The sequence below is a fragment of the Streptomyces sp. NPDC058086 genome (assembly GCF_042885015.1).
Taxonomy (GTDB): Bacteria; Actinomycetota; Actinomycetes; order Streptomycetales; family Streptomycetaceae; genus Streptomyces.
This window is the reverse complement of record NZ_JBHVST010000108.1, coordinates 1-23,507: the sequence shown is the minus strand read 5'-3', so window position 1 is coordinate 23,507 and position 23,507 is coordinate 1. Positions and strand designations below refer to the sequence as shown.

The 23,507-nt window shown below is 69.4% G+C and carries 24 protein-coding genes and 1 tRNA gene; 18 read left to right on the top strand and 7 right to left on the bottom strand.

The window, feature by feature from the left end; genetic code table 11:
- Positions 1 to 88: 88 nt before the first annotated feature.
- The 9 genes from ACFVWD_RS47125 to ACFVWD_RS47085 all read left to right on the top strand — a co-directional run bounded on the left by ACFVWD_RS47125 (position 89) and on the right by ACFVWD_RS47085 (position 6,750).
- On the top strand, positions 89 to 523 hold the full coding sequence (locus ACFVWD_RS47125) for a roadblock/LC7 domain-containing protein (protein ID WP_168513740.1): 435 nt from the start codon (positions 89 to 91) through the stop codon (positions 521 to 523).
- A 2-nt stretch (positions 524 to 525) separates the two neighbouring features.
- Positions 526 to 897, top strand: a complete 372-nt coding sequence (locus tag ACFVWD_RS47120) for a DUF742 domain-containing protein (protein ID WP_054232708.1) — start codon at positions 526 to 528, stop codon at positions 895 to 897.
- Positions 875 to 1,462, top strand: a complete 588-nt coding sequence (locus tag ACFVWD_RS47115) for an ATP/GTP-binding protein (RefSeq protein ID WP_168513742.1) — start codon at positions 875 to 877, stop codon at positions 1,460 to 1,462. Before ACFVWD_RS47120 ends, ACFVWD_RS47115 begins: the two co-directional genes overlap by 23 nt.
- A 108-nt stretch (positions 1,463 to 1,570) precedes the next feature.
- Complete coding sequence (locus ACFVWD_RS47110) at positions 1,571 to 2,161, top strand: GAF domain-containing protein (RefSeq protein ID WP_389604475.1); 591 nt, start codon at positions 1,571 to 1,573, stop codon at positions 2,159 to 2,161.
- Positions 2,162 to 2,376: 215 nt separating this feature from the next.
- Positions 2,377 to 3,405, top strand: coding sequence for an L-threonine 3-dehydrogenase (gene tdh, locus ACFVWD_RS47105; RefSeq protein WP_389604474.1), 1,029 nt, complete (start codon positions 2,377 to 2,379; stop codon positions 3,403 to 3,405).
- A gap of 50 nt (positions 3,406 to 3,455) precedes the next feature.
- The gene (locus ACFVWD_RS47100) at positions 3,456 to 4,649 is read left to right on the top strand and encodes a glycine C-acetyltransferase (RefSeq protein ID WP_389604472.1); all 1,194 of its coding nucleotides are present in this window, start codon (positions 3,456 to 3,458) and stop codon (positions 4,647 to 4,649) included.
- Positions 4,650 to 4,680: 31 nt separating this feature from the next.
- Positions 4,681 to 5,586, top strand: coding sequence for a LysR family transcriptional regulator (locus tag ACFVWD_RS47095; RefSeq protein ID WP_168498276.1), 906 nt, complete (start codon positions 4,681 to 4,683; stop codon positions 5,584 to 5,586).
- A gap of 55 nt (positions 5,587 to 5,641) precedes the next feature.
- Positions 5,642 to 6,217 carry a helix-turn-helix domain-containing protein gene (locus tag ACFVWD_RS47090; RefSeq protein WP_389604470.1) on the top strand — a complete coding sequence of 192 codons (576 nt, stop codon included), beginning with the start codon at positions 5,642 to 5,644 and terminating at the stop codon, positions 6,215 to 6,217.
- Complete coding sequence (locus ACFVWD_RS47085) at positions 6,214 to 6,750, top strand: GNAT family N-acetyltransferase (protein ID WP_389604468.1); 537 nt, start codon at positions 6,214 to 6,216, stop codon at positions 6,748 to 6,750. The genes ACFVWD_RS47090 and ACFVWD_RS47085 overlap by 4 nt, the downstream gene beginning before the upstream one ends.
- Before the next feature lie 23 nt (positions 6,751 to 6,773).
- Here ACFVWD_RS47085 and ACFVWD_RS47080 read toward each other — a convergent pair whose 3' ends face one another.
- The 3 genes from ACFVWD_RS47080 to ACFVWD_RS47070 are packed head-to-tail and all read right to left on the bottom strand — an operon-like array spanning position 6,774 to position 8,226.
- Complete coding sequence (locus ACFVWD_RS47080) at positions 6,774 to 7,445, bottom strand: hypothetical protein (RefSeq protein WP_389604467.1); 672 nt, start codon at positions 7,443 to 7,445, stop codon at positions 6,774 to 6,776.
- On the bottom strand, positions 7,445 to 8,050 hold the full coding sequence (locus ACFVWD_RS47075) for an RNA polymerase sigma factor (RefSeq protein ID WP_389604466.1): 606 nt from the start codon (positions 8,048 to 8,050) through the stop codon (positions 7,445 to 7,447). Before ACFVWD_RS47075 ends, ACFVWD_RS47080 begins: the two co-directional genes overlap by 1 nt.
- Complete coding sequence (locus ACFVWD_RS47070; RefSeq protein ID WP_389604464.1) at positions 8,047 to 8,226, bottom strand: hypothetical protein; 180 nt, start codon at positions 8,224 to 8,226, stop codon at positions 8,047 to 8,049. The genes ACFVWD_RS47075 and ACFVWD_RS47070 overlap by 4 nt, the downstream gene beginning before the upstream one ends.
- Positions 8,227 to 8,477: 251 nt before the next feature.
- On the opposite strand from ACFVWD_RS47070, the gene ACFVWD_RS47065 reads away from it, so the two are divergent.
- Positions 8,478 to 8,837 carry an MmcQ/YjbR family DNA-binding protein gene (locus ACFVWD_RS47065; protein WP_389604463.1) on the top strand — a complete coding sequence of 120 codons (360 nt, stop codon included), beginning with the start codon at positions 8,478 to 8,480 and terminating at the stop codon, positions 8,835 to 8,837.
- A 35-nt stretch (positions 8,838 to 8,872) separates the two neighbouring features.
- Here the strand turns inward: ACFVWD_RS47065 and ACFVWD_RS47060 are convergent, their stop codons facing one another.
- Both ACFVWD_RS47060 and ACFVWD_RS47055 read right to left on the bottom strand, forming a co-directional pair.
- Positions 8,873 to 9,790 (bottom strand): transketolase family protein, encoded by a 918-nt coding sequence (locus ACFVWD_RS47060; RefSeq protein ID WP_389604461.1) that lies wholly within the window; start codon positions 9,788 to 9,790, stop codon positions 8,873 to 8,875.
- 110 nt (positions 9,791 to 9,900) lie between these two features.
- On the bottom strand, positions 9,901 to 10,605 hold the full coding sequence (locus ACFVWD_RS47055) for a transketolase (protein ID WP_389604459.1): 705 nt from the start codon (positions 10,603 to 10,605) through the stop codon (positions 9,901 to 9,903).
- Positions 10,606 to 10,788: 183 nt separating this feature from the next.
- On the opposite strand from ACFVWD_RS47055, the gene ACFVWD_RS47050 reads away from it, so the two are divergent.
- A tRNA-Pro gene (locus ACFVWD_RS47050) sits at positions 10,789 to 10,865 on the top strand.
- Between the two features lie 83 nt (positions 10,866 to 10,948).
- Here the strand turns inward: ACFVWD_RS47050 and ACFVWD_RS47045 are convergent.
- Complete coding sequence (locus ACFVWD_RS47045; RefSeq protein WP_389604457.1) at positions 10,949 to 12,190, bottom strand: cytochrome P450; 1,242 nt, start codon at positions 12,188 to 12,190, stop codon at positions 10,949 to 10,951.
- Positions 12,191 to 12,503: 313 nt separating this feature from the next.
- Positions 12,504 to 13,961, bottom strand: a complete 1,458-nt coding sequence (locus tag ACFVWD_RS47040) for an MFS transporter (protein WP_389604455.1) — start codon at positions 13,959 to 13,961, stop codon at positions 12,504 to 12,506.
- 498 nt (positions 13,962 to 14,459) lie between these two features.
- On the opposite strand from ACFVWD_RS47040, the gene ACFVWD_RS47035 reads away from it, so the two are divergent.
- The 7 genes from ACFVWD_RS47035 to ACFVWD_RS47005 all read left to right on the top strand — a co-directional run bounded on the left by ACFVWD_RS47035 (position 14,460) and on the right by ACFVWD_RS47005 (position 23,409).
- Complete coding sequence (locus ACFVWD_RS47035; protein WP_389604454.1) at positions 14,460 to 16,274, top strand: ABC transporter ATP-binding protein; 1,815 nt, start codon at positions 14,460 to 14,462, stop codon at positions 16,272 to 16,274.
- Positions 16,275 to 16,633: 359 nt separating this feature from the next.
- Positions 16,634 to 17,821, top strand: coding sequence for a sensor histidine kinase (locus ACFVWD_RS47030; protein ID WP_389604452.1), 1,188 nt, complete (start codon positions 16,634 to 16,636; stop codon positions 17,819 to 17,821).
- Positions 17,818 to 18,219: a roadblock/LC7 domain-containing protein gene (locus tag ACFVWD_RS47025; protein WP_101402195.1), complete on the top strand. Its 402-nt coding sequence runs from the start codon at positions 17,818 to 17,820 to the stop codon at positions 18,217 to 18,219. Before ACFVWD_RS47030 ends, ACFVWD_RS47025 begins: the two co-directional genes overlap by 4 nt.
- The gene (locus tag ACFVWD_RS47020) at positions 18,216 to 18,593 is read left to right on the top strand and encodes a DUF742 domain-containing protein (RefSeq protein WP_054232691.1); all 378 of its coding nucleotides are present in this window, start codon (positions 18,216 to 18,218) and stop codon (positions 18,591 to 18,593) included. The genes ACFVWD_RS47025 and ACFVWD_RS47020 overlap by 4 nt, the downstream gene beginning before the upstream one ends.
- A complete protein-coding gene (locus ACFVWD_RS47015) occupies positions 18,568 to 19,161 on the top strand; it encodes an ATP/GTP-binding protein (RefSeq protein ID WP_101402196.1) in 594 nt (197 codons plus the stop codon). Before ACFVWD_RS47020 ends, ACFVWD_RS47015 begins: the two co-directional genes overlap by 26 nt.
- 8 nt (positions 19,162 to 19,169) lie before the next feature.
- The gene (locus ACFVWD_RS47010; RefSeq protein ID WP_389604450.1) at positions 19,170 to 20,516 is read left to right on the top strand and encodes a cytochrome P450; all 1,347 of its coding nucleotides are present in this window, start codon (positions 19,170 to 19,172) and stop codon (positions 20,514 to 20,516) included.
- 391 nt (positions 20,517 to 20,907) lie between these two features.
- Complete coding sequence (locus ACFVWD_RS47005; protein ID WP_389604449.1) at positions 20,908 to 23,409, top strand: tryptophanase; 2,502 nt, start codon at positions 20,908 to 20,910, stop codon at positions 23,407 to 23,409.
- The last annotated feature ends 98 nt before the right edge of the window (positions 23,410 to 23,507 follow it).

Here is a 23,507-nt window from a genome sequence, read left to right as displayed (position 1 = left end):
CCCCCTGACGACCCCCACCCGCACGCTCTCCCACACCCCCACACCCTGCGCTCCGGCAGACCTTCGTACTTCAAGGAGTCGATCCACCATGGCGAGCGACGCGCCGACCGCCCATGTATCCGATCTCGACTGGCTGATGAGCGGCCTCGTACAGCGCGTACCGCACACGACCAGCGCGGTACTCCTCTCCTGCGACGGACTCGTGAAGTCGGTCCACGGCCTCGACCCGGACAGCGCCGACCACATGGCGGCGCTCGCCTCCGGCCTCTACTCGCTAGGCCGCAGCGCGGGCGCGCGCTTCGGTGACGGCGGAGACGTACGCCAGGTCGTCGTCGAGCTCGACTCGACCCTGCTGTTCGTCTCCACCGCGGGCTCCGGCACCTGTCTCGCCGTGCTCGCCGGCCGCGAGGCCGACGCGGCGGTGCTCGGTTATGAGATGGCGATGCTGGTCAAGAGCGTCCGTCCGTATCTGATGACCGCGCCCCGGCAGGCCGCCGTGGAACCGCCGGCGATGAGGCCTTGAGCGTGGCCGCGGCCGGCGACGGGCCCTGGCTCGACGACGCGGCCGGACGGCTGGTGCGCCCCTACACGGTCAGCAACGGCCGGACCCGGCCGACCACCGCCCTCGACCTGCTGTCGCAGGTGATGGCCACCGGGGCCACACCTCTGGGCTACCTCGGTCCCGAGCACACCCAGGCACTCGAACTGTGCCGGGCGCCCGTCTCGGTCGCGGAGATCGCCGCACACCTGAAGCTGCCCGCGGCGGTCACCAAGGTGCTGCTCTCCGACCTCGTCGACTGCGGGGCACTGACCACCAAGCCGCCCGAGTTCCACCACAACCCCACTGACCGGTCTCTTCTGGAGGCAGTGCTCGATGGACTACGACGACAGCTCTGATCCCTTCCCCACCGCGCTGAAGATCCTGGTGGCGGGCGGGTTCGGAGTCGGCAAGACGACCTTCGTGGGCGCGGTGAGCGAGATCGCGCCGCTCAGCACGGAGGAGCTGCTCACCACAGTCAGCGCCGCGACCGACAATCTCGACGGCATCGAGAACAAGGTCGAGACCACCGTGGCGATGGACTTCGGCCGCATCACCCTCGATCCGGAACACGTCCTGTACCTCTTCGGTACCCCCGGGCAGCAGCGGTTCTGGTTCATGTGGGACGAGCTGTCCGAGGGCGCGCTCGGTGCGGTGATCCTCGCCGACACCCGTCGCCTGGAGGACTGTTTCGCGGCCGTCGACTTCTTCGAGCAGCGCGGTCTCGGCTTCATCGTCGCCGTCAACGAGTTCGACGGTGCCTACCGCTACGACCCCGAGGAGGTGCGCGCGGCCATCGACCTCGACCCCGAGATCCCCATCGTGCGCTGTGACGCCCGGATCTCCAGTTCGGGCGTGCAGACGCTGCTCACCCTGGTCCGCCACCTCCTCGCCCACGCACCGACGCACGCCCCCAGCCGCTGAGCCCGCGCCCGGCGCACCCCTTCGACCGGCTGAGCCCGCACCCGACCCACGTCCCCCGCCACGGAGCCCACACACCATGACGCCCGCCCCACACCAGGGAGCCCGTAGATGAGTTACGACCCGCCGCGCCCGGCCGGTCGTCTGCTGCTGACCCCGGACGACAAGGACGCCCCCGCCCGGGTCAGGCGGCTGCGCCGACTGGGCCTGGGGGAGCACACGGAACCCGCCTTCGACGCCTTCGCGGACCGGCTCGCCGAGGTCGCCGCGGTGCCGTACTCGATGGTCAACTTCATCGACGAGAACCGGCAGTTCTTCGCGGGCCTGCACACCCCGGACGGAAACGTCTCGGTCACCCGGCCGCTCCCGGCCGCCCCGGACGGCACCGTGAAGGTCGTCGGGCGCTACATGACCCGCGACTACGGGTTCTGCCCCCATGTGGTGGTCCGCCGCAGGGCGCTGGTCCTGGAAGACGTCTGCGACTACCCGCGTTTCGCCGGCAACCCGGTCGTCGACGAGATCGGCGTCCGTTCCTACCTGGGCGCCCCGCTCATCGACCACACCGGCATCGCCCTCGGGACGATCTGCGTCGTCGACCTCGAACCGCGCCCGTGGGGGAAGGCGGGCCTGGAGACCATCAAGTCGATGGCGGCGGAACTGGTCGAGCGGATCGAGCGCAGGGAGGACACCGGGGGGATCTGACGCCCGCGGCCGGAGGCGTGAAGGAAAGCCCTGGCCGGAGGCGTGAAGGAAAGCCCTGGCCGGAGGCGTGAAGGAAAGCTGCGGCAGCGCTTAAGAAATCCTCGATGGACCAACGGCGCCCCCGTGCGGCAGATTTCTCCGGGAAATCACCCCTCTCCCCGGTACGGGCCCCTTCGGCGTGCCCTGCTCCGGGACCTCACCACGGGAGCCGCAGCTTGAAGGCGCTGGTCAAGGAGAAGGCGGAGCCCGGGCTCCGGCTGACGGACGTCCCGGAACCGGAGATCGGCCCCGGCGACGTACTGATCAAGGTCCTCAGGACCGGGATCTGCGGCACCGACCTGCACATCCGCAACTGGGACGGCTGGGCGCAGCAGGCCATCCGCACGCCGCTCGTTCTCGGCCACGAGTTCGTCGGAGAGGTCGTCGACACCGGCCGCGACGTCGCCGACATCAAGGCGGGCGACCGGGTCAGCGGCGAGGGCCACCTCGTGTGCGGCAAGTGCCGCAACTGCCTGGCCGGGCGCCGCCACCTGTGCCGCGCCACGGTCGGCCTGGGCGTCGGCCGCGACGGCGCGTTCGCCGAGTACGTGGCCCTGCCCGCCGCCAACGTGTGGGTGCACCGGGTCCCGGTCGACCTCGACGTCGCCGCGATCTTCGACCCGTTCGGCAACGCCGTGCACACGGCACTCTCCTTCCCCCTGGTCGGCGAGGACGTCCTCATCACGGGCGCGGGCCCGATCGGTCTGATGGCCGCGGCCGTGGCCCGGCACGCGGGTGCCCGCAACGTCGTCATCACCGACGTCAGCGAGGAGCGCCTCGACCTCGCCCGCAAGATCGGCGTCAGCCTCGCGCTGAACGTCGCGGAGTCGGCCATCGCCGACGGGCAGCGCGCCCTCGGCCTGCGCGAGGGCTTCGACATCGGCCTGGAGATGTCCGGCCGTCCCGAGGCGATGCGCGACATGATCGCCAACATGACGCACGGCGGCCGGATCGCGATGCTCGGCCTGCCCGCCGAGGAGTTCCCGGTCGACTGGTCCCGGATCGTCACCTCCATGATCACGATCAAGGGCATCTACGGCCGTGAGATGTTCGAGACCTGGTACGCGATGTCCGTCCTCCTCGAAGGCGGCCTCGACCTCGCACCGGTGATCACCGGCCGCTACGACTACCGCGACTACGAGGCCGCCTTCGCGGACGCCGCGAGCGGCCGCGGCGGCAAGGTCATCCTCGACTGGAGCGCGTGAGCGTCCGCACGAGCCACTCCGAACCGCGTAACCCCCTAGGAGCCCTTCCCATGTTCGACTCCGTGCGCGACGACCTCCGCACCACCCTCGACGAGATCCGCGCCGCCGGTCTGCACAAGCCCGAGCGCGTCATCGGCACCCCGCAGTCCGCGACCGTGAGCGTCACCGCGGGCGGCCGCCCCGGCGAGGTCCTCAACTTCTGCGCGAACAACTACCTCGGCCTCGCCGACCACCCCGAGGTCGTCGCCGCCGCCCACGAGGCCCTCGACCGCTGGGGCTACGGCATGGCGTCCGTGCGCTTCATCTGCGGTACGCAGGAGGTGCACAAGGAGCTGGAGGCGCGCCTGTCCGCGTTCCTCGGCCAGGAGGACACGATCCTCTACTCCTCCTGCTTCGACGCCAACGGCGGTGTCTTCGAGACCCTCCTCGGCGCCGAGGACGCGGTCATCTCCGACGCCCTCAACCACGCCTCGATCATCGACGGCATCCGTCTCTCCAAGGCGCGCCGCTTCCGGTACGCCAACCGTGACATGGCCGACCTGGAGGCCCAGCTCAAGGAGGCCTCCGACGCGCGCCGCCGTCTGATCGTCACCGACGGCGTCTTCTCGATGGACGGCTATGTCGCGCCCCTGAAGGAGATCTGCGACCTCGCCGACCGCTACGACGCCATGGTCATGGTCGACGACTCCCACGCCGTCGGCTTCGTCGGCCCCGGCGGCCGCGGCACCCCTGAGCTGCACGGCGTCATGGACCGCGTCGACATCATCACCGGCACCCTCGGCAAGGCGCTCGGCGGCGCCTCCGGCGGCTATGTCGCCGCCCGCGCCGAGATCGTCGCCCTGCTGCGCCAGCGCTCCCGCCCGTACCTCTTCTCGAACACGCTCGCCCCGGTGATCGCGGCGGCCTCCCTGAAGGTGCTCGACCTGCTGGAGTCGGCCGACGACCTGCGCATCCGTCTTGCCGAGAACACCGCGCTGTTCCGTTCCCGGATGACCGCGGAGGGCTTCGACATCCTCCCCGGTGACCATGCGATCGCCCCTGTCATGATCGGCGACGCGACCGTCGCCGGACGCATGGCGGAGCTCCTCCTGGAGCGCGGCGTGTACGTGATCGGCTTCTCCTACCCGGTGGTCCCGCAGGGCCAGGCCCGGATCCGGGTCCAGCTCTCGGCCGCGCACTCGACGCAGGACGTGAACCGGGCGGTCGACGCGTTCGTGTCCGCCCGCGTGGAGCTCGAGGGCTGAAAGACGTCTGTGACCTGAGAGAATCGGTCGCATGATCGAAGCGCGGCGGCTCCACATCCTCCGTGCGGTGGCCGACCACCGCACGGTCACGGCGGCGGCCGCCGCGCTCTATCTCACCCCCTCGGCCGTCTCCCAGCAGCTGACCGCGCTGGAGCAGGAGACCGGCCACCGGCTCGTCGAGCGCGGTGCCAAGGGCGTACGGCTGACTCCGGCCGGCGAGATCCTGCTCAGCCACACCAACGAGGTGCTGGCCCAACTGGAGCGCGCCGAGGCGGAGTTGGCCGCGTACAGCTCGGGCTCGGCGGGCACGGTCACCGTCGCCGCCTTCGCGACCGGCATCGGCCTGGTGGTGGCCCCCGCGCTGGCCCGCCTCGCCCGCACGGCACCCGGCATCCACGTCCGCGTCCAGGACGCCGAGGGCGACGCCAGTCTGCCGATGGTGCTCGACCGGCAGGTCGACATCGCGGTCGCCGTCGAGTACCGGGGCGCCCCGGACGCGGACGACCCGCGCCTGACCCCCGTGCCCCTGTACGCCGAGCCCTTCGACGCGGTTGTCCCGCTCGGCCACCGGCTCGCCGACGCCGCCGAGGTCCCGCTCGCCGAGCTGGCCAAGGACCCGTGGATCGGCCCGTACCCCGGCAACCCCTGTCATGACGTGGTCGTCCTGGCCTGTGAGAACGCCGGATTCCAACCCCGTCTCGAACACTCCTCCGACGACTTCCGGGCCGTCGTCGCCCTCGCCTCGGCCGACGCGGGTGTCGCCCTGGTGCCCCGCTCGGCCCTGCGCGGCATGGACCTCACGGGCGTACTGGTCCGGCCGGTCGACGGCGTCGCGCCCACGCGCCGGGTCTTCGCGGCCGTACGCCGGGGCGCGGAGGGGCATCCGCTGATCCGCCCGGTGCTGGAGGCGCTGGCGGAGGCCGCGACGGTGGACTGAGGGGAGTGGTCGGAGCCACCCCGGCTTGACCCGTATCTGGGATAGCATCCCGAATATGGGAAACGATGAGGGACTCGATGCCGTCGATATCCGGCTCGGCGCCCGGCTGGCCGAGCTGCGTTCCGAACGCGGCTGGTCCCTGGGGGAGTTGGCGGAGCGCAGTGGGGTCAGCCGTTCCACGCTGTCCCGCGCCGAGCGGGCCGAGATCAGCCCCACGGCCTCGCTCCTGAACCGGCTGTGCGCCGTCTACGGACGCACCATGTCGCAGCTGCTCAGCGAGGTCGAGGCGGAGCCCGTCCCGGTGGTGCGGGCGGCCGACCAGACGGTCTGGGCCGACGAAGCCTCCGGATTCGTACGACGATCGGTGTCCCCGCCGCACGCGGGGCTGCGCGGCGAACTGGTCGAGGGGCGGCTCACGGCCGGGGCCGACATCGCCTACGACCGGCCTCCCGTGCCCGGCCTGGAGCAGCACATCTGGGTCCTCGACGGAACGCTGGAGGTGGCCGCGCAGGACGTCGAACACCGGCTCGACGCCGGGGACTGTCTGCGGCTGCGGGTGTGGGGGCCCACACGCTTCCGGTGTCCCGGCCCCGAGGACGTACGGTACGCGCTGGTGGTGGTGCTGCCGTGACCACCGTCTCCCGGCTGGACGCCGAGCGCCTTCGTGCCTCGGCGGGCGAGTTGGCCGAGCTGCTGATCGACACCGTGGAGGGCGGGGCCTCGATCGGCTTCCACGCCCCGTTGGCGCGGGCGGCGGCCGTCGCCTGGTGGGAGGAGCGCGTGGACGCGGTGTCGGCCGGGCGCCTCGCCGTGTGGGTGGCGCACACCGCGGACCGGATCCTGGGCACCGTCAGCCTCGTCTTCCCCGACAAACCCAACAGCCGCCACCGCGCCGAGCTGGTGAAGCTGATGGTGCACCGCGACGGCCGCGGACAGGGCGTCGGCCGGGGCCTTTTGACCACCGCCGAGCGCGCGGCGGCCACCGCCGGAATCACCCTCCTGCACCTGGACACCGAGACCGACAGCCCCGCCGAGTCCCTCTACCGCTCCGCGGGCTGGACCCGGCTCGGGGCGATACCCGACTACGCGGCGACGCCGTCGGGCGAGCTGCGCCCGACGACGATCTTCTACAAGCGGGTGGGAGCGACGGTCCCCGGCGCGTGAAGAGCCGCCGCTCCCGGCCGCGGCTACAGCAGGGAGGTGAGGTGGCGCAGCTCCTTCACGAGAGGCGGCCTGGGGAGCGGGACGGTGCCGATCTCCGGGTGGTGCGGGCGGGCGATATGCGGGTGGACGTGGTCGATGAACGCCGGGTTGACCAGGGGCGCGGTGACGCGGTCGCCGCACATGTAGGTCGGCTCGAAGTGCTCGCGCACCAGTTGGGTGCGCCAGTGGTCGGCGTCGTGGTACTCACCGCTGTGGGCGTGTTCGAGGAACAGGCAGTACTCGGCCACCTGGTGGCCGACCCCGGCCGCGAAACGCCACCAGAAGCGCGCCCCGCTGCTGTCGCCCGCCACGTGCAGCAGACACGCGAAGACCAGGGCGCCGGTCTTGTCCGCGTACTGGCTGTCGATGAACTCGCTCAGATGACGGTCGGCGTCGGGCCCGAACAGCACCAGCAGGCTCACGGCGTTCAGGTCCCACCAGGCGCGGTCCGCGTCCGGGGTGCGGTCGTCCTCGGGGGTGGTCCACACGGCCCGGACGAGCGCGGCATCGGGGGTGCGCGGGCGGTGCCGGGCCGCCTGCCGACTGCGCAGACGGGCTTCGGCGCCCGCGAGGTCGTAGCCGGCGTAACGATCCTGCGTACGCGCTTTGGTCAACAGTTCGTCGATGGTGCGGCGGTCGGACGGCAGGGTGCTCATCAGGGGTTCTTCCCGTCGGGGTGATCCGGGCAGCGGAGTTTGAGCAGGGTGGCGAGGCGCCGGCGTCCGGTACGGAGCTGGGAGCGGACGGTGGCCTCCTCGTTGCCCATGAGTACGGCGGCTTCGGCGGCCGTGAAACCTATGCCGTAGTAGAGGAGGATCGCGTCCCGCTGCCGCTCGCTCAGGGAGCCGACCGCGACGTACAGGGCGATGGCGTCGGTGAGCGTGTCGTACGGATCCTCGGCCGGGTCGGCGAGCGCCGCCTCGAAGGCGGCGATCTCCATCAGCTCCGGGCGGCGCCGGCGCTTGCGGTGCATGTCGATGATGCGGCGCTTGAGGATCGTCCAGGCGTAGCCCTCCAGGTTCTCCATCCGCAGCATCCGCGGCCAGCGGTCCATGACCTGGTCGAAGGTCAGGTCCACGGCCTCCTCCGCGTCGGCGTCGGAGCCGAGCTGGAGATAGGCGTAGCGCATGTAGTCCTGGCGGCGCTGAAGGTGGAAGCCCCAGTACGCCATCTGCGCGGTGGGGTCCCACTGATCGATGGGCACCACCCGGGGTGCTCCGACTGCCCCGCCGGTCTCCTCCGGTCCGCCGTCGCCGCTCACGGGACGTCCCGGGTCGACTCGGCGGAGCGGGACGGGGCGCGGGTGCCGGTCAGCCCGGTGATGCCGATCCGTACGCCGGCCGTCAGGAGCCGACGGCAGCCTCGGACGGCGTCCGGGCCGAACACCCTCAAGCCAAGCGCGATCTCGAACAACCACGCGGCAGCGCTCTGCTGCACGGGGTCCTCCCCTGTACCTGTGCTGATCGAAGGTGCCCTGTCCCCACCCCGGGCACCAGAGGCACCATCCGCCTCCACCCATGAAGCGTCCGGGGCGACCCGAACGTGCAGCCGGTGCTCGAAAAATATTACGGTCAGTATCGATCCGATCGCAGCTGGTTCAATCATCGACCATTTCGAGCGGGGGAGCCGGGAGCGACCGAACCTGCCGGCCGATATCAATGTCAGTGCCATTGGCTACGGTGCGTCCCATGCCGGATGCCGAAGACGTACGCCGTACCGCCCTCTCCCTGCCGGACACCACGGAGAAGATCGCCTGGAGCATGCCCACCTTCCGGGTCGCGGGGAAGATGTTCGCCACGCTGCCCGAGGAGGAGACCTCCATCGCGGTGCGCTGCCCCAAGGAGGAGCGCGACGAACTCGTCCTGGCGGAGCCCGGCAAGTTCTGGATCGCCGACCACGAGGCGGGCTTCGCCTGGGTCAGGGTCCGGCTCGCCGCCCTGGAGGACGGCGACGAACTCCGTGACATCCTGGCCGACTCCTGGCGCCAGGCGGCTCCGTCCCGGCTGCTCGACGCCCACCCTGAGCTGGGACTTCCGAGGGCCGACTGACACGCATGTCCGCGCGGGTCCGTGCGGGGGCCTACTCAGGGGCGCGGTCGGCCCGAGGCGCTCAGGAAGCCGCCGATCCGCTCCCGCAGGGACCCCGCGTCGAGGCCGTGCGCGGTCAGGTGCTCGTCGATCGTTCCGTACCGGCGCAGCTCACGCCGACGGACGCCGAGGCCGAGGACACGGTGGGGTACGTCGGCGAGCGCGTCGCCCGCGGCGGCCGTGGACGTACCGGCGAGATACGGCTCGACGAGGACGACGTCGGTGCCCGCCGCCTCCGTGGCGCGGCGCAGGGTCTGCCCGTCGAAAGGCCTCACGGTGGCCGCGTACAGGACGGTGACGTCGAGTCCCTCCGCGGCGGCGAGTACGGCGTCGAGCATCGGCCCGACGGCGACGACGACCCCTGCGCGCCCTTCCCGGACGGTACGGAAACGGGCCCCGTCGACCGGCAGGCCCTGCGCGTTGGACTGCACGGACAACCGCACGTACACCTTGTCGTCCCCGGCGGCGACCGCCTGCCGCAGCAGTTCCTCGGCCTCGTCCGGATGGCCGGGAACGTGCACGGTCCAGCCGTCCAGGGTGTCGAGCAGGGCCACGTCGCCGGGTGCCATGTGGGTGAAGCCTCCGGCGGGCCAGTCGAAGGACGCGGCCGCACTCACCAGCACCGCGCCCACGTCCTGGTGTCCGAGGTCCAGCTTGACCTGCTCGAACGGCCGCTCGACGAGGAAGCTGGCGAAGGTGTGCACTACGGGCCGCAGGCCGGCCAGCGCCAGGCCCGCGCCCGCCCCGACCAGGAGCTGTTCGCGGATCCCGACGTTGATCACCCGATCGGGATGCCTGCGCCGGGCTTGCGTGAAGCCGTCCTTGCCGATCTCGGCGAGGACGACCGCGACCCGAGGATCCTCGTCGAGCAGTCGTGTCATGACGGGGGCGAAACGATCACGCATGGTGTCCATGGAAGGGGTTCCTTTTCAGGGCGTACGGGATGAGGAGAGGGGAAGCGTCCGGCTCCGCAGATGCCTGACGTGCCTCAGGTGCCTGACGTGCCGCAGACGCCTCAGGTGTCTCAGGCGGACTTGGGCTCGACCCGGGCGACGACCACGTGCGGGCGACCCGGGTGGGGCGCGGTGAAGGCGGAGTACAGCGCCTCGTGGTCACGGCCGTCGACGGTCAGGGCGGACCAGCCCGCGGCCTCGAACCGGGCGGCGATACCGCCGGGCCGGGCATGGCTGGCGGAGGAGTTGTCGATCACTACGGTGTGCAGCCGGTCGAGACCGGCCGGCCCGGCGTACGCGATCGCCTCGTGGTTGCTGCCCTCGTCCAGTTCCGCGTCGCCGATCAGCACCCACACACGGGGCTCGCCCAGCCCCTGCGCCCGCAGGCCCAGCGCGGTGCCGACCGCGATCGGCAGCCCGTGCCCCAGCGACCCGCTGCCGATCTCGGCGCCGGGTACCAGCACCCGGTCCGGGTGGTGTCCGAGCGGTGAGTCGTACGCGCCGAAGTCCGGCAGCCACTCCACGGGCACGAAGCCCTTGGCTGCGAGCACCGCGTAGTACGCCATCGGCCCGTGCCCCTTGGAGAGCAGGAACCGGTCCCGCTCCGGATGGTCCATCCGCTCGGGCCCGACCCGCAGTACCCGGTCGTAGAGCACCCAGAGCGCGTCCAGCGTGGACGTCGCCGCGGGTCCGTGCTTCTCGTCGCCGGTCATCAGCCCCATCAGGCGGGGCAGGTCCTGGTACTGGTGGTGGCGTTCTGCCTCGGTGATCGTCATGCCGACGATCGTGCAACCTCAATCAAACTTCAGGTCAAGTGCCGTCCCGGAGCCTTCCCCCACGCGGCCCCGTGACCCCGCGCCCCGGTCGGCCCCGAATAAACGGATGCGCGACCATCGCCCCGAGTGCGGTATTGTTTCCGTGCGCGTTCGGCCAGGGGAAACCCCAGGTCAGACGGGCAACGGGACGTGGCGCAGCTTGGTAGCGCACTTGACTGGGGGTCAAGGGGTCGCAGGTTCAAATCCTGTCGTCCCGACCAGCTTCACAGCAGGTCGGAGGCCGTCTTCTCGGCGATGAGGAGACGGCCTTTGTCGTGTCCGCTCCTTCACGGACCTCCAGGAGCTACCAGGTGACGGGCAGCTCATAGATGCCGTATGCCTGCGAGTCCTCCTTGAACTTCAGCTCCGAGACGTCGACCGCGAGCCGCAGGGTCGGCACCCGACGGAACAGGGTGCTGAACACGATGTGGAGTTCGATACGGGCCAGCTGTTGCCCGATGCACTGGTGCGGGCCCCAGCTGAACGCGACATGGTGCGCTGCCCGGCGGGCGAGATCGAGCTTCTCGGGCTCGGGGAACGCCAGCGGATCCCAGTTGGCGGCCGGCAGGGCCGCGATGACACCCTCACCGGCGCGGATGGTCTCGCCGTCGATCTCGATGTCCTCGACAACGGCTCGTCGTGCGAGCAGGTGCGGGATGGTGAGGTAGCGCAACAGTTCCTCGACGGCGTTCGCCACGAACTTCGGGTCGTCGCAGTTCTCGCGCAGGGCCGCGAGCTGGTCGGGGTTCTGGAGCAGCAGCGCGGTGCCCAGAGTGATCATGTTGGCGCTGGTGTCGTGGCCGGCGACGAGCAGGATGTGTCCCAGGGGAGCGGCCTGCGCCAGGCTGAGATCGCCCTCCTTGACGCGCGCGCCGAGGTCGGACAGGACGTCCTCGGCGGGGTCGTCCATCTTGGCCTCGATGAGCCCGGAGATGTAGCGGCGCAGCTCCCTCGTCGTCTCGGCGGCCTCTTCCGGTGTCTTGAACCGTGCGTTGGTGACGCCGGCGTGCTCCTGGAAGAACTCGTGGTCCTCGTAGGGCACTCCGAGCAGTTCACAGATCATCAGCGACGGCAGGGGCAGGGACAGGGCCGCGTTGAGGTCGGTGGGGTTGGGTCCCGCCAGCATCTTGTCGACGAGGTCGTCGGTGATCTGCTGGATCGCCGGGCGGAGCTTCTCCATGCGGTGGCGGGTGAACGAGCTCGTCAGCATCCGGCGCCACCGGGAGTGTTCGGCGCCGTCGGTGTTGTTGATCGACGGCTCCATCTCGGCGGCGTGCGCCTTCATGGCCTCCGTGGTGTGCGGGTATCCCGGCCCACCGATGTCGGCGCTCACCCGTGGGTCGGCGAGGATCTCGCGCAGGGCGGCGTGGCGTGTGACGACCCATGGGGTGCTGCCGTCCCATGTCCTCGCGCGAACGACGGACTTGCCCGAGCCATGCAGGTCGAGCAGTCCCGGCGGCGGCGCGAAGGGGCACTGGGCGGATCGGGGCGAGGGGTACTCCGGGGTTGCCTCGGCCGTCTCGGTGCCGACCACATTCTCGGTCACGGTGCCTCATTCCTTTCGTCTTCTTCGGCGGGCGGTGAAACTCCCTGGCGGGTGGTTCGCTACCGATGTCCCGCTTGCGTGAGTCCGCTTGGGTAGGTTTTTCTGCACTTTGTTCAGGCGGCTGGTCGTACGGATGGAGGTGTGTGGGCGGCGGTGAACTCGACCCGTCTGGTCGGCGAATGAATTTGCTCTGATTTATCGACCGGTCCGTCTACTCGATATCGCGATCCGAATGAGTTCCGAATGAGTTCCGAATGAGTTCCGAATGAGGATGCGTTCCGACCCGTATGGTGAAATACCCCGCACCGCGAGGTCAGGCCGCCTGGCCGACCTCGGCCTCGTCGAGGCGCTTGGTCCTGGGGATCAGGAGAACGAGCAACGCGCCCACGGCGCAGCATCCGACGACCAGCCAGAGCCCGTTCGTGAAGCCGGTGTCGAGGTAGAACTGGGTGCCCTTGAGGATCTTCCCGTGCTGCGCCATCACGACGAAGGCCAGCTGGGAGACGACGATCTGTGCGACGCCCTGTCCGAGAGTCTGGACGCCGTTGGCCAGTGCCTGTTCCTCGGGGGTGACCACATTGATGATCATGATGGGTACGACGGCGACGACCATGCCCGTGCCCAGCCCCGCGATCAGGCCCATCTCCACGATCTGCGCGGCGTTGTGGTGCAGGTGGGTGCCGATGCCGTAACCGAGCACCGTGAGCGCGGAGCCGGTACCCAGGAGGATCCGTGCGTCCACGCGGCGGACGAGCAGACCGGTACCGACGGCCGCCACGATGATCATGGCACTGATCGGGCTGGTGACCACGGCGTTCCGGGTCCCCGACCAGCCCAGGCCCTCGGAGATGGTGGGGATCTTGGGCATCAGTACCAGCATCTGCATCACCACGCCCACGGCGCTGAGTGAGCCGGCTGCCACGGAGGTGGCCAGCAGGACGGTCCACACCGGCCGACGCCGTGTCATGGACGGCGGGAACAGGGGGTCGGCGACCCGGCGCTCGACGAGCACGAAGGCGACCAGCGTGATCAGCGCCCCGGCCGTGTAGGCGGCGAACTTGCCGCTGCCCCAGCCCCAGTGCGATCCCTCGCCGACGGCGTAGACGATCGCCGTGATTCCTCCGCCGAGAAGGAGTCCGCCGACCCAGTCCATCCGGCCGCCCGCCTCGCGGACCGGGCTCTCGGGCACGAAGGCGGCCACCAGTACGAAGCTCGCGGCGGTGCTGATGGCCATGAACCACAGCACGCCGCGGAAGCCGTAACTGTCCAGGAGCCAGCCGGCCAGGAACGGCCCGCCGAAGGCGACGAGGCCGACCCCGCCGGCGAGGACCCCGCTGGCGAGTCCCACCCAGCGGCGCGGGAACACGTCGCGGGTGATCGCGTAGGCGATCGGGGCGGTGGCCGCGTAGACGCCCGCGATGCCGCGCCCGATCAGCAGCGTGCGGTAGTCGGTGGCGAAGGCGGCGACCAGGTCGCCGACGAAACCGAGACCGGTGGCGACGAGCAGGACGCGCTTCTTGCCGAAGAGAGCCGCGGCCTTGACCGCGAAGGGCAGGAAGAAGGTCCCGGTCAGCAGGGTCATCAGGGTGAACCAGGCGATGTCCGTGGTCCGGAAGTGGATGGCGACCTCGGCCTGCGCGATACCGGACAACGCGGCGACGAGCGCGACCAGTTGGACGGTCCACACGAGCGCGACGACGACGAGCACGTTGCGCGTGGTGGAGCGGGATCTCTCGGGGGCCTGCGGGGGAGAGGTTCGTGTCTGGGGCATCGGCGGCCTTCCATGGGTGAGCGGAGATCCAGAGAGTGGCTCTGGTCCAGGCGGCGTGGGGGACGTCCGGTGCGAGAGCGGCCGGGGCTTGCGAGCGCCACGTGGATACGTGCCTCTCGTGTGCGGCGGTGCGGCTGACCGGTAAAATAGACCTAACGGTCGGTACAATCAATGAGCTGCGCAGAAAAAGAGGGTCGGGCGCATCAGGGGCACGCCTGTTCGGCATGAGTCGAGCAGGCGTGCGACGTGCGCCGTTGGCCGATAAAAACGCTTGGACTGCGCGGGAGCCCTCGCGGGACACTGCGATTTCTGGCCCGCCGTACTCGCACGTGGGTGTCGCCACGAGCCCGCGCGGGGCCCGTCGTCGTACCTCGCCTGTCGGAGGACGACCCGAGCGAACACGCTCACTCGAAACCGAAGCTCCACACGGCCACTGAGGCAACGGAATCTCCCCGGAGAAGCACGCGGCAGGCTGCCGCACGACAACACAGGGTTGGGATGGGATCGCCTGAATCGCGCGAGGGTTCACCGGGCAAAGGCTCGGTGCTCCTCGCCCTTCGTTATTACGGACGGGAGTTGGCCCGGCTCCGACGGCTGACGGCCCCCGCGATGCTGCTGCCGGCGCTCGGCAACATCGGCATCAACTACGTCGCGCCTCTGATCGTCGCGAAGCTCGTCGGCCGGATCGCCGGCGACGCCGGCATCTCCATCGGCTCGGCGCTGCCGTACGTTCTCGGCTTCGCCGGCGTCCTGCTGCTCGCGGAGATGCTGTGGCGCATCGGCCTGCACTGCCTGAACCGCCTCGACGCCCTCGGCATCGAGCAGCTGTACGTCATCGGCATGGACGAGCTGTTCGCCAAGGACGCCGCGTTCTTCCACGACAACTTCGCCGGGTCACTGACCAAGCGGGTGCTGAGCTTCGCCTCCCGCTTCGAGGAGTTCGTCGACACGATGACGTTCCAGGTCGTGGGCAGCTTCGTGCCGCTGGTGTTCGGGGCGGTGGTGCTGTGGCGCTACGACCCGCTGCTCGTCGTCGGACTCCTGGCGATGATCGCGCTGACGGCGTTGTGCGTGTTGCCCCTCATCCGCCGCCGTCAGGCACTCGTCGACCAGCGCGAGGAGGCGATCGCCCGGGTGTCGGGCCATGTCGCCGACAGCCTGATGAACATGGACACGGTCCGGGCGTTCGCCGCCGAGGAGCGCGAGGCCGCCGAGCACCGGTCCCGGGTCGCGGCCTCGCGGCGGCTCATGCTGAGGTCGTGGGACTACGGCAACCTGCGCATCGACACACTGGTCGCGCCGATGTCCGTGCTGACCAACGCGCTGGGCCTGCTGCTCGCGGTCGCGCTCGGCGGAGGCAGCCACGGCGTCGAGGCGGTCGTCGTCGCCTTCACGTACTACAGCAACGCGACGCGGATCATGTTCGAGTTCAACCAGATCTACCGTCGCCTGGAGAGCTCGATGACGGAGGCCGCGCAGTTCACCGAACTGCTGCTGAAGCCGCCGACCGTGCTCGACCCGGAGTCGCCGGAATCGCTGCGCTCCCGGGCCGCCGACGTTTGCTTCGAGCGGGTGACCTTCGCCCACGCGGGCGCGGAGCCGCTCTTCGAGGGACTCGACCTGGCGGTGCCCAGCGGGGCGAAGATCGGTCTCGTCGGCCGGTCCGGCGGGGGTAAGACCACGCTGGCCCGACTGCTGCTGCGGATGACGGACATCGACTCCGGCCGCATCCTGATCGGAGGGCAGGACATCAGCAGACTGCGCCAGGCCGACCTGCGCGGGCTGATGGCCTACGTGCCGCAGGACCCGGCGATGTTCCACCGCACACTGCGGGACAACATCGCCTTCGCCCGGCCGGACGCCACCGAGGCCGAGATCCGTCGCGCGGCCGAGGCGGCGCATGTCACGGAGTTCGCCGACGCGTTGCCGGACGGCTTCGACACCATGGTGGGCGAGCGCGGGGTCAAGCTGTCCGGCGGACAGCGCCAGCGGGTCGCACTCGCCAGGGCGATCCTTCGCGACGCACCGATCCTGCTGCTCGACGAGGCGACCAGCGCGCTGGACTCCGAGAGCGAGATCCTCGTACAAGAAGCGCTGTGGCGGCTCATGGAGGGCCGGACGGCGCTCGTCGTGGCGCACCGACTGAGCACGGTCGCCACCATGGACCGGCTCGTCGTCCTCGACCGCGGACGAATCATCGAGCAGGGCACGCATCAGGAACTGCTCGCGTCGGAAGGCGCCTACGCGAAGCTGTGGCAGCACCAGTCGGGCGGTTTCCTCGACGACAGCCAGGAGTCGGCCGACCTGCACTGAACGCGAGCCCGGCGGGCGTGGGGTCCCCCCCGCGCCCGCTCGGCGGGACCCGCCCCCCGATGTCCACTCCGGGCACTGATTGACGAAAGCCGCAGAGCCCCCTTTTCGGATGTTGTTGAGGATCTGACTACTCATCAATGTTCGCAAGTACTCCTCATATTGACGGTCCGTCATGAGTTGGGGCGATGATACGATCGCCGCACTTGCCGAGCGGGCTATGTGCACAAAACGACTCTTCTGGCCAAACGACTCTTCTGGCCAACCGTGTGGCCCGGACGGTAAACCCTGCGCAGTGGGCTGTCGGCCCGCCGCGCTGACGGAATTCAGTAGCTGGCTGTCAGTCGCTTGAAGAGAGTCTTATGACGCAATACATGCAGGACCCGGCTCTCTGGGCTCTTATCGCTGGTACTCCGCTTGCAGCTACCGCCATTATTCGCGGAAAGCGTTCTGCGCGGAGTTTAAGGCAGGGAAATCAAGAACTCAGAGATCACTACGCTGAGCTTGAGAACCAATATTCGGCCTCGGTGAAGAAAGCTCAGGAGCAAGCCGAGGAAGCAACGAGAACCGCGCTCAAATCGGCGATGCGGACGCTTCAGGGTCTCGCCGCCGAACAGCAGTTGGCCATTTCCAAACTGCAGAGCAAGTATGGCGAGTCGGTGATTCTCCAGGACCTCCTGGAAATCGACCACATGAACTCGCAGTTCGGGCGGCGCGCCCAGTCCATCGCGGTGCTCTGCGAAGGCTGGCTGGGACGGCAGCGTGACGTCGCGTCGGTTTACGACGTGGTCCGCAGCGCACAGGGCAGGATCCGGCACTTCCAGCGGGTCGAAATTCTTTCGCAGGTCGATTTCGCGGTCACCAACCGGGCCGTCGAACCGGTGGCGCTGGCCCTTGCCGAACTGCTCGACAACGCCACCAGCTACTCGGCACCGGAAACCAGTGTCGAGATCAATGTCCGTGCCGTGCCCAAGGGCATCTGCATCGTCGTCGACGACGCCGGTGTCGGCATGAACGAGGAGGAGAAGGCCCGAGCGGCGAAACTCCTTTCGAGTGAGCGGGCCTCGGGTGTTTCCGGGCTCGGCAATCCCCCGCAGTTCGGCTTCGCGGTGATCGGTGTGCTCTGTGAGCGCTACGGCTTCACGGTGTCCGTCGACTCGACCTCTCCCTACGGGGGTGTGCGAGCGGTGGTCCTGCTGCCGGACGAGCTGCTCACGAGCATGCCGCAACCAAAGGAGCGAGCACAGACTGTGAGCACTGTTCCCTCGCTGAACCCGAGCGGCCCGGAACCCGCCGCGGCCGCGTCCACGACCGCCGACGGTCTTCCCAAGCGCCGCCGCAGGCGGGCCATGGCCATCGTGCCGCCGAGTTCCGAAACCACGGGCGCCCCCATGACCACGGGCACCCCGATCCGCTCCGAAGAGGAGACCGCCTCGATCATGGGTGCCTTCCAGCGCGGCACGCAGTCCGGTCGAGCCGCGCTCCCGGAGCCTGCGGGCCGCACGGGCAACGCACATGACGCAAGCAGCGAAGGGCATGAGGTTTCGTGAACAACGATCTGTCATGGATGCTTGACGGCGTCCTGGAGATTCCCGGGGCTCTGCACGCGGTCCTGGTCTCCGCCGACGGGCTCTTGATGGCGTCCTCGAAGGGGGTCGGCAGGGACCACGCGGACACCGTCGCCGCCGCGATGAGCGGTGTGCAGTCACTGAGCCGCTCGATCGGGTTCTTCTGCGACGGGTCCGATCTGAAATGGCGGCAGACGCTCGTCGAGTTCGACGGTGGCTGGGTCTTCCTGATCTCCGCCGGTGACGGCGCGTACCTCGCGGTCTCGGCCTCTCCCAACGTCGAGATGGGGGAGATCACCTTCCGCATGCAGCAGCTCGTCGGCCAGCTGGGCAAGGCGCTGACGACTCCGCCGCGCGAGAACATCGGCGCACGCCAGTGACCGATTCCGAGCGGCAGGAGCCCGAGGCCGCGGAGTTAGTGCGGCCGTACGTCATCACCAATGGCCGGGACCTTCCCGACGGCGACCAGTTCTCCCTGATCACGCTGGTCACGGCGGCCGCCGACCATCAGCAGCGGCCGGCCCGGCTCTCGCCGGAGGAACAGAGCCTGCTGGAGATGTGCTCCGGCGGCTACCTCTCGGTCGCCGAGATCGCGGGACACCTGCGCCTGCCCATGGGCGTGGTGAAGATCCTTCTCAACGCCCTCGCCGAAGGCGGCTACCTCATCACGCGCGCGCCGGTGGCGCGCGCCCGCCTGGTCGACGAGCAGATTCTTCAGGAGGTGCTGGATGGTCTCCGGGCCCGTTTTGGATGAGAAGGCGTACGTCCGAGGTGGAGCGGCGCAGACCGCCGTGAAGATCCTGATCGTCGGGCACTTCGCGGTGGGCAAGACCACCTTCGTCGGGACGATGTCGGAGATTCCTCCGCTGTCCACGGAGGAGACGATGACGCAGGCCGCCGAGGAGATCGACGACCTGAAGGGCGTCCGAGGCAAGACCACCACCACGGTGGCCATGGACTTCGGACGCCTCACGATCAGTGATCACGTCGTGCTGTACCTGTTCGGTACGCCGGGCCAGCAGCGGTTCGTGCAGATGTGGGAGGACATGGCGCGCGGCGCTCTCGGGGCGCTCGTGCTGGTCGACCCCGAGCGGCTGGCGGACTCCTTCGCCGTCATCGACCTGATCGAGCAGTACGGACTCGCCTACGCCATTGCCGTGAACCACTTCGACGGTACGCCGATTCGTGGCGAAGAGGCGCTGCGTGAGGCGCTGGACCTGCTCCCCGACACCCCGGTCGTCACCTGCGACGCTCGCGACGAGAATTCATCAGCAAGCGCCCTGATCACCCTCGTTCACTATCTGCAGGACCGTGCCCGCTAGGAGCAAGCATGAACACTGAATCCCCCGCCCCCGTGCCACCACCCGGCTGCCCGGCTCATGCCACGGGTGAGCCGGTGCCGTTGCACGGGTCGGAGTTCGCGGCCGATCCGCAAGCCTATTACGAGTACATGCGTCACTACGGGCCGACCGCTCCGGTCGAACTCGCCCCCGGTGTCGAGGCGACCCTGGTCACGGATTACTCGGCGGCGCTCCAACTGCTCCAGAACGCGAGTGCCTTCCGGAAGGACTCGCGCCGCTGGCGGGATTTCAACGAAGGTGAGATCAGTCCGGACAGTCCGGTGCTTCCGCTTCTGGTGTACCGGCCCAACGCCATGTTCAGTGACGGGGCCGACCACATGCGGCTGCGGCAGGCGATAACGGACAGCTTCGCGCGTGTCGATTCGCATTGGTTGAGCCAGAGCGCCGAGCGGGTCTCCAATTACCTCATCGCCCAGTTCCACACCCGTGGCTCGGCCGATCTGCTCAACGACTACGCCAAGCTGCTGCCGCTTTTCGTGTTCAACGAACTCTTCGGCTGCCCCGCGGAGATCGGCGACCGGGTCCTCTTCGGTATATCCGGCATTTTCGACGGTGTGAATGCCGAGAAGGCGAACGAGGTACTGGGCCAGGCCGTGGGCGAGCTGGTGGCCCTCAAGCGGTCCCGGCCCGGCGACGACGTCACCTCCTGGCTGATGCAGCATCAGGCACGCCTGACCAACGAGGAGATGGTCCACCAGCTCGTCCTGCTCCTGGGCGCCGGCGCGGAGCCGCTGCGCAACCTCATCTCCAACACCCTGCACCTGCTGCTGACCAACGACCGTTACGCGGCGGGCGGGTTGATCGAAGAGGCCATCGACACCACGCTGTGGAAGAACCCGCCCATGGCGAACTACGCGCCGCACTACCCGGCGGCCGACATGGAGTTCGGGGGACAGAAGCTGGCGGCGGGCGACCTCGTGCTGGTCAGCTTCGCGGCCGCCAACAGCGACCCGGCGCTCGCGGCGTCCCGGCACGCATCGAGCAACCGCTCCCACCTGGCGTGGAGCGCGGGACCGCACGCCTGCCCGGCCAAGGACCCCGCCCGGCTCATCACCGTGACGGCCATCGAGAACCTCTTCAACCGGCTTCCGGACGTCGAACTGGCCGTACCCGAGGACAGTCTGACCTGGCGTCCGGGTCCCTTCAACCGGGCGCTGGCCGCGCTTCCGGCCCGTTTCACCCCCGTACGGGCCGCCCGGCAGCCCGACCCGCAGCACCGCCCGGAGACCACGGCGCGCAGCGACCAAGGAGGTGCGCAGGGCCGGCAGGAGCGTGGCGGGCTGTGGAGTTCGTTCCTGTCCTGGTGGAAGGCGTGAGATACGCAACAGCTGCCAACATCCTCGCACTGCATCAATATTCAACTGGAGGGGTAGGGAAGAGCGCGGCAATCGTGTTGATCACAAGTTAAGGAGGTGTCGTGGAGCCCTCGACCACCGACGCCACTTCAGCACAGCACTGCGCAGCCACGCTCCGCCCCCGACGGGGGACCTCCCAAGGGAGCTTCGACCCCCGCGCCATACCCGTCGCACCACACACGCCGGATGGCGAGATACCCGCCCGCACAGGCGGGTATCTTTTTGCCCTCCTTCCCGGGCCCACCCGCCGGGAGGGCCGATGATCACCTCCCGTGCAGGGGGTGGACCGGTCACGGAAACCCAACCGCTCGGCGGTTACGTGGCCGACCAGTTACTCCGACTGTGCCAAGCCATGGGTCTCGAACCGTCCGACGGCGAGATCTACGCGCGTGTCCTGACCGAGTGTCTCGGTCCGGTCGCGGAACGTCCGTTGGACGAACCGCCGTCCTACCCGAGTTTTCTGTCCGACGACCACACGCCGGTGGAGTACTCCCTCGCCTTCGTGCCGGACGCGCCCCCGACCCTGCGTGTGCTGCTGGAACCGGGATACGGCGCCGCAGGCCTGGCGGAGAACGGGCGCGTCGGACTGCGTGTGGTCCGGGCCATGGCGGAGCGCTGGGGCTTCGCCACCGACCAACTCGACCGGCTGGAGGACCTGTTCTTCCCGCCGGTCCCCGAGGGCCCGCTGGCGCTGTGGCTGGCCCTGGAGTTGCGGCCCGGCGGAGTCCCCAAGGTCAAGGTCTATCTGAACCCGGCGGCGTCCGGGGCGGATCGGGCCGCCGAGACGGTGCGTGAGGCACTGGACAGGCTCGGCCACCGGCAGGCGTTCGCCGCGCTGCCCCAGGCCGACGGCTATCCGTTCCTCGCCCTCGACCTCGGGGACTGGGAGACACCCCGGGTGAAGGTCTACGTCACCCATCGGAACCTGGCCGCCGCCGACGCGGGTGAGCTGCCCCGCACGGACCCCGGCCCACGGCCCGAGACCGTACGGGAGTTCTTGCGGGTCGCGGCGGGTCTAGACAGCCCGCCGCCGCACTCCGGCGCCGGGAAGGGCGTACGGCTGGAGGGGCGCCCCGTGCTCTCCTGCCACTCCTTCACGGAGTCCGGGACCGGCCTGCCCAGCGGCTTCACCCTCCACGTGCCGGTCAGGGACTACGTCCGGCACGACGGGGAGGCCTATGCGCGAGCGGTGGCCGTGCTGCGCCGACACGGCATGGACACCGCGGCGCTCGACCGGTCGCTGGCCACCGTCACCTCGCGGCTGCTGCACGACGGCGTGGGGCTCATCGCCTATCTGGCGCTGGTGTACGAGCGTGGCCGACCGCCCCGGGTGACCGCGTACATCTCCTCGGAGGCGTACGCGGTACGGCCGCCGTTGCCGGCCCAGCCGCCCCATCAGACGTTCTCCCCCCATCGCACGGCGGGTACCGAGCCGCGCGAGATCCTCCACTCAGTAGGAAACGGAAAGGCAGGAGCAGAAATCAGGATGGAGCCGTACCGGATCAAGGTCGTCGAACCTATCCCGCTCACGACCCCTCAGCAGCGCAAGGCGGCACTCGAACGAGTGCACTACAACCTGTTCGATCTGCGCGCGGAGGAGGTGACCATCGATCTGCTGAGCGACTCGGGGACCGGTGCGCTGTCCTCGGCGCAGCTCGCCGTGGGCATGGCCGGTGACGAGTCCTACGCGGGCTCGCGATCCTTCTACCGTTTCCGGGACACGGTGGCGGAACTGACCGGCTTCAGCCACATCCTGCCGGCCCACCAGGGGCGCGCGGCGGAACGACTCCTGTTCTCCAACCTCCTCAAGCCCGGCGACACCGTCCTGTCCAACACGCACTTCGACACCACCCGCGCCAATGTGGAGCTGGCGGGCTGTGTGGCCCGCGACTTGCCCTGCGCCGAGGCGCGGAACCTGGACAGCTCGGAGCCCTTCAAGGGGAACATCGACCTTGAGGCCCTGGAGCGGGGACTGACCGAGACGACCGGCTCGCGTGTCGCCGCGGTCGTCATGACCATCACCAACAACGGTGGTGGCGGTCAGCCCGTTTCCATGGAGAACCTGAAGCGGACCTCCGAACTCTGCCGCCGGCACGGTGTCCCCCTGATCCTGGACGCCGCCCGGTTCGCCGAGAACGCCTGGCTGGTCACCCGGCACGAGGCGGCCTACAAGGACCGCACCCCGCGCCAGGTCGCCGAAGAAGCGTTCCGTCTGGCCGACGGCTGTGTGATGAGCGCCAAGAAGGACGGCATCGTCCACATCGGCGGCTTCATCGGACTGAACGATCCGGAACTCGCCCAGAAGTGCGAACTCCTCCTCATCGCCACCGAGGGGTTTCCCACCTACGGGGGGCTGGCCGGACGCGACCTCGACATGATCGCCCAGGGTCTCCAGGAGGTGACCGAACCTTCCTACCTCGCGGAGCGGGCGGAGAGCGCCGACCACCTGGCCCAGCGGGTCCGTGCCGCCGGCGTGGACATCCTGGAGCCGCCCGGTCTGCACGCCATCTACCTCAACGCGGGCCGGTTGCTGCCCCATATACCTCCCCACCAGTACCCCGGGCACGCGCTCGCCTGCCGGCTCTACCTGGAGGGCGGCATCCGGTCGGCCGAACTGGGTTCGCTGTACCTCGGCGAGGAGGACGAGGACGGGAACCCGGTGAAGAGCCCGCCGTACGAGCTGGTGAGGCTGGCGCTGCCGCGGCGCGTCTACACGCGCAGTCACTACGACCACGTCGGCAGAACCCTGGAGAACATCGCCAAGAACGCGGACTCCGTGCACGGCTACCGGATCGTGGAACAGTCCCCGATCCTGCGGCACTTCCGCGCCAAGCTCCAGCCGGTGACCGCCTAGCGGGCGGGGCGACACCGTCCTGAGGCCGGTGCCCGGTGCCGGGGTTGCCGACGTGACCGGGGCCCCGCTCGTCGGCGCTGCGCCGCCCCATACCCGAG

What these genes read in the sequence shown, in the direction of transcription:
- ACFVWD_RS47125 (WP_168513740.1), top strand. Translation starts at nt 89, where the DNA reads ATGGCGAGCGACGCGCCGACCGCCCATGTATCCGATCTCGACTGGCTG.
- ACFVWD_RS47115 (WP_168513742.1), top strand. Translation starts at nt 875, where the DNA reads ATGGACTACGACGACAGCTCTGATCCCTTCCCCACCGCGCTGAAGATC.
- ACFVWD_RS47110 (WP_389604475.1), top strand. Translation starts at nt 1,571, where the DNA reads ATGAGTTACGACCCGCCGCGCCCGGCCGGTCGTCTGCTGCTGACCCCG.
- ACFVWD_RS47100 (WP_389604472.1), top strand. Translation starts at nt 3,456, where the DNA reads ATGTTCGACTCCGTGCGCGACGACCTCCGCACCACCCTCGACGAGATC.
- ACFVWD_RS47095 (WP_168498276.1), top strand. Translation starts at nt 4,681, where the DNA reads ATGATCGAAGCGCGGCGGCTCCACATCCTCCGTGCGGTGGCCGACCAC.
- ACFVWD_RS47090 (WP_389604470.1), top strand. Translation starts at nt 5,642, where the DNA reads ATGGGAAACGATGAGGGACTCGATGCCGTCGATATCCGGCTCGGCGCC.
- ACFVWD_RS47080 (WP_389604467.1), bottom strand. Translation starts at nt 7,445, where the DNA reads ATGAGCACCCTGCCGTCCGACCGCCGCACCATCGACGAACTGTTGACC.
- ACFVWD_RS47065 (WP_389604463.1), top strand. Translation starts at nt 8,478, where the DNA reads ATGCCGGATGCCGAAGACGTACGCCGTACCGCCCTCTCCCTGCCGGAC.
- ACFVWD_RS47060 (WP_389604461.1), bottom strand. Translation starts at nt 9,790, where the DNA reads ATGGACACCATGCGTGATCGTTTCGCCCCCGTCATGACACGACTGCTC.
- ACFVWD_RS47055 (WP_389604459.1), bottom strand. Translation starts at nt 10,605, where the DNA reads ATGACGATCACCGAGGCAGAACGCCACCACCAGTACCAGGACCTGCCC.
- ACFVWD_RS47040 (WP_389604455.1), bottom strand. Translation starts at nt 13,961, where the DNA reads ATGCCCCAGACACGAACCTCTCCCCCGCAGGCCCCCGAGAGATCCCGC.
- ACFVWD_RS47035 (WP_389604454.1), top strand. Translation starts at nt 14,460, where the DNA reads ATGGGATCGCCTGAATCGCGCGAGGGTTCACCGGGCAAAGGCTCGGTG.
- ACFVWD_RS47030 (WP_389604452.1), top strand. Translation starts at nt 16,634, where the DNA reads ATGACGCAATACATGCAGGACCCGGCTCTCTGGGCTCTTATCGCTGGT.
- ACFVWD_RS47015 (WP_101402196.1), top strand. Translation starts at nt 18,568, where the DNA reads ATGGTCTCCGGGCCCGTTTTGGATGAGAAGGCGTACGTCCGAGGTGGA.
- ACFVWD_RS47010 (WP_389604450.1), top strand. Translation starts at nt 19,170, where the DNA reads ATGAACACTGAATCCCCCGCCCCCGTGCCACCACCCGGCTGCCCGGCT.
- ACFVWD_RS47005 (WP_389604449.1), top strand. Translation starts at nt 20,908, where the DNA reads ATGGGTCTCGAACCGTCCGACGGCGAGATCTACGCGCGTGTCCTGACC.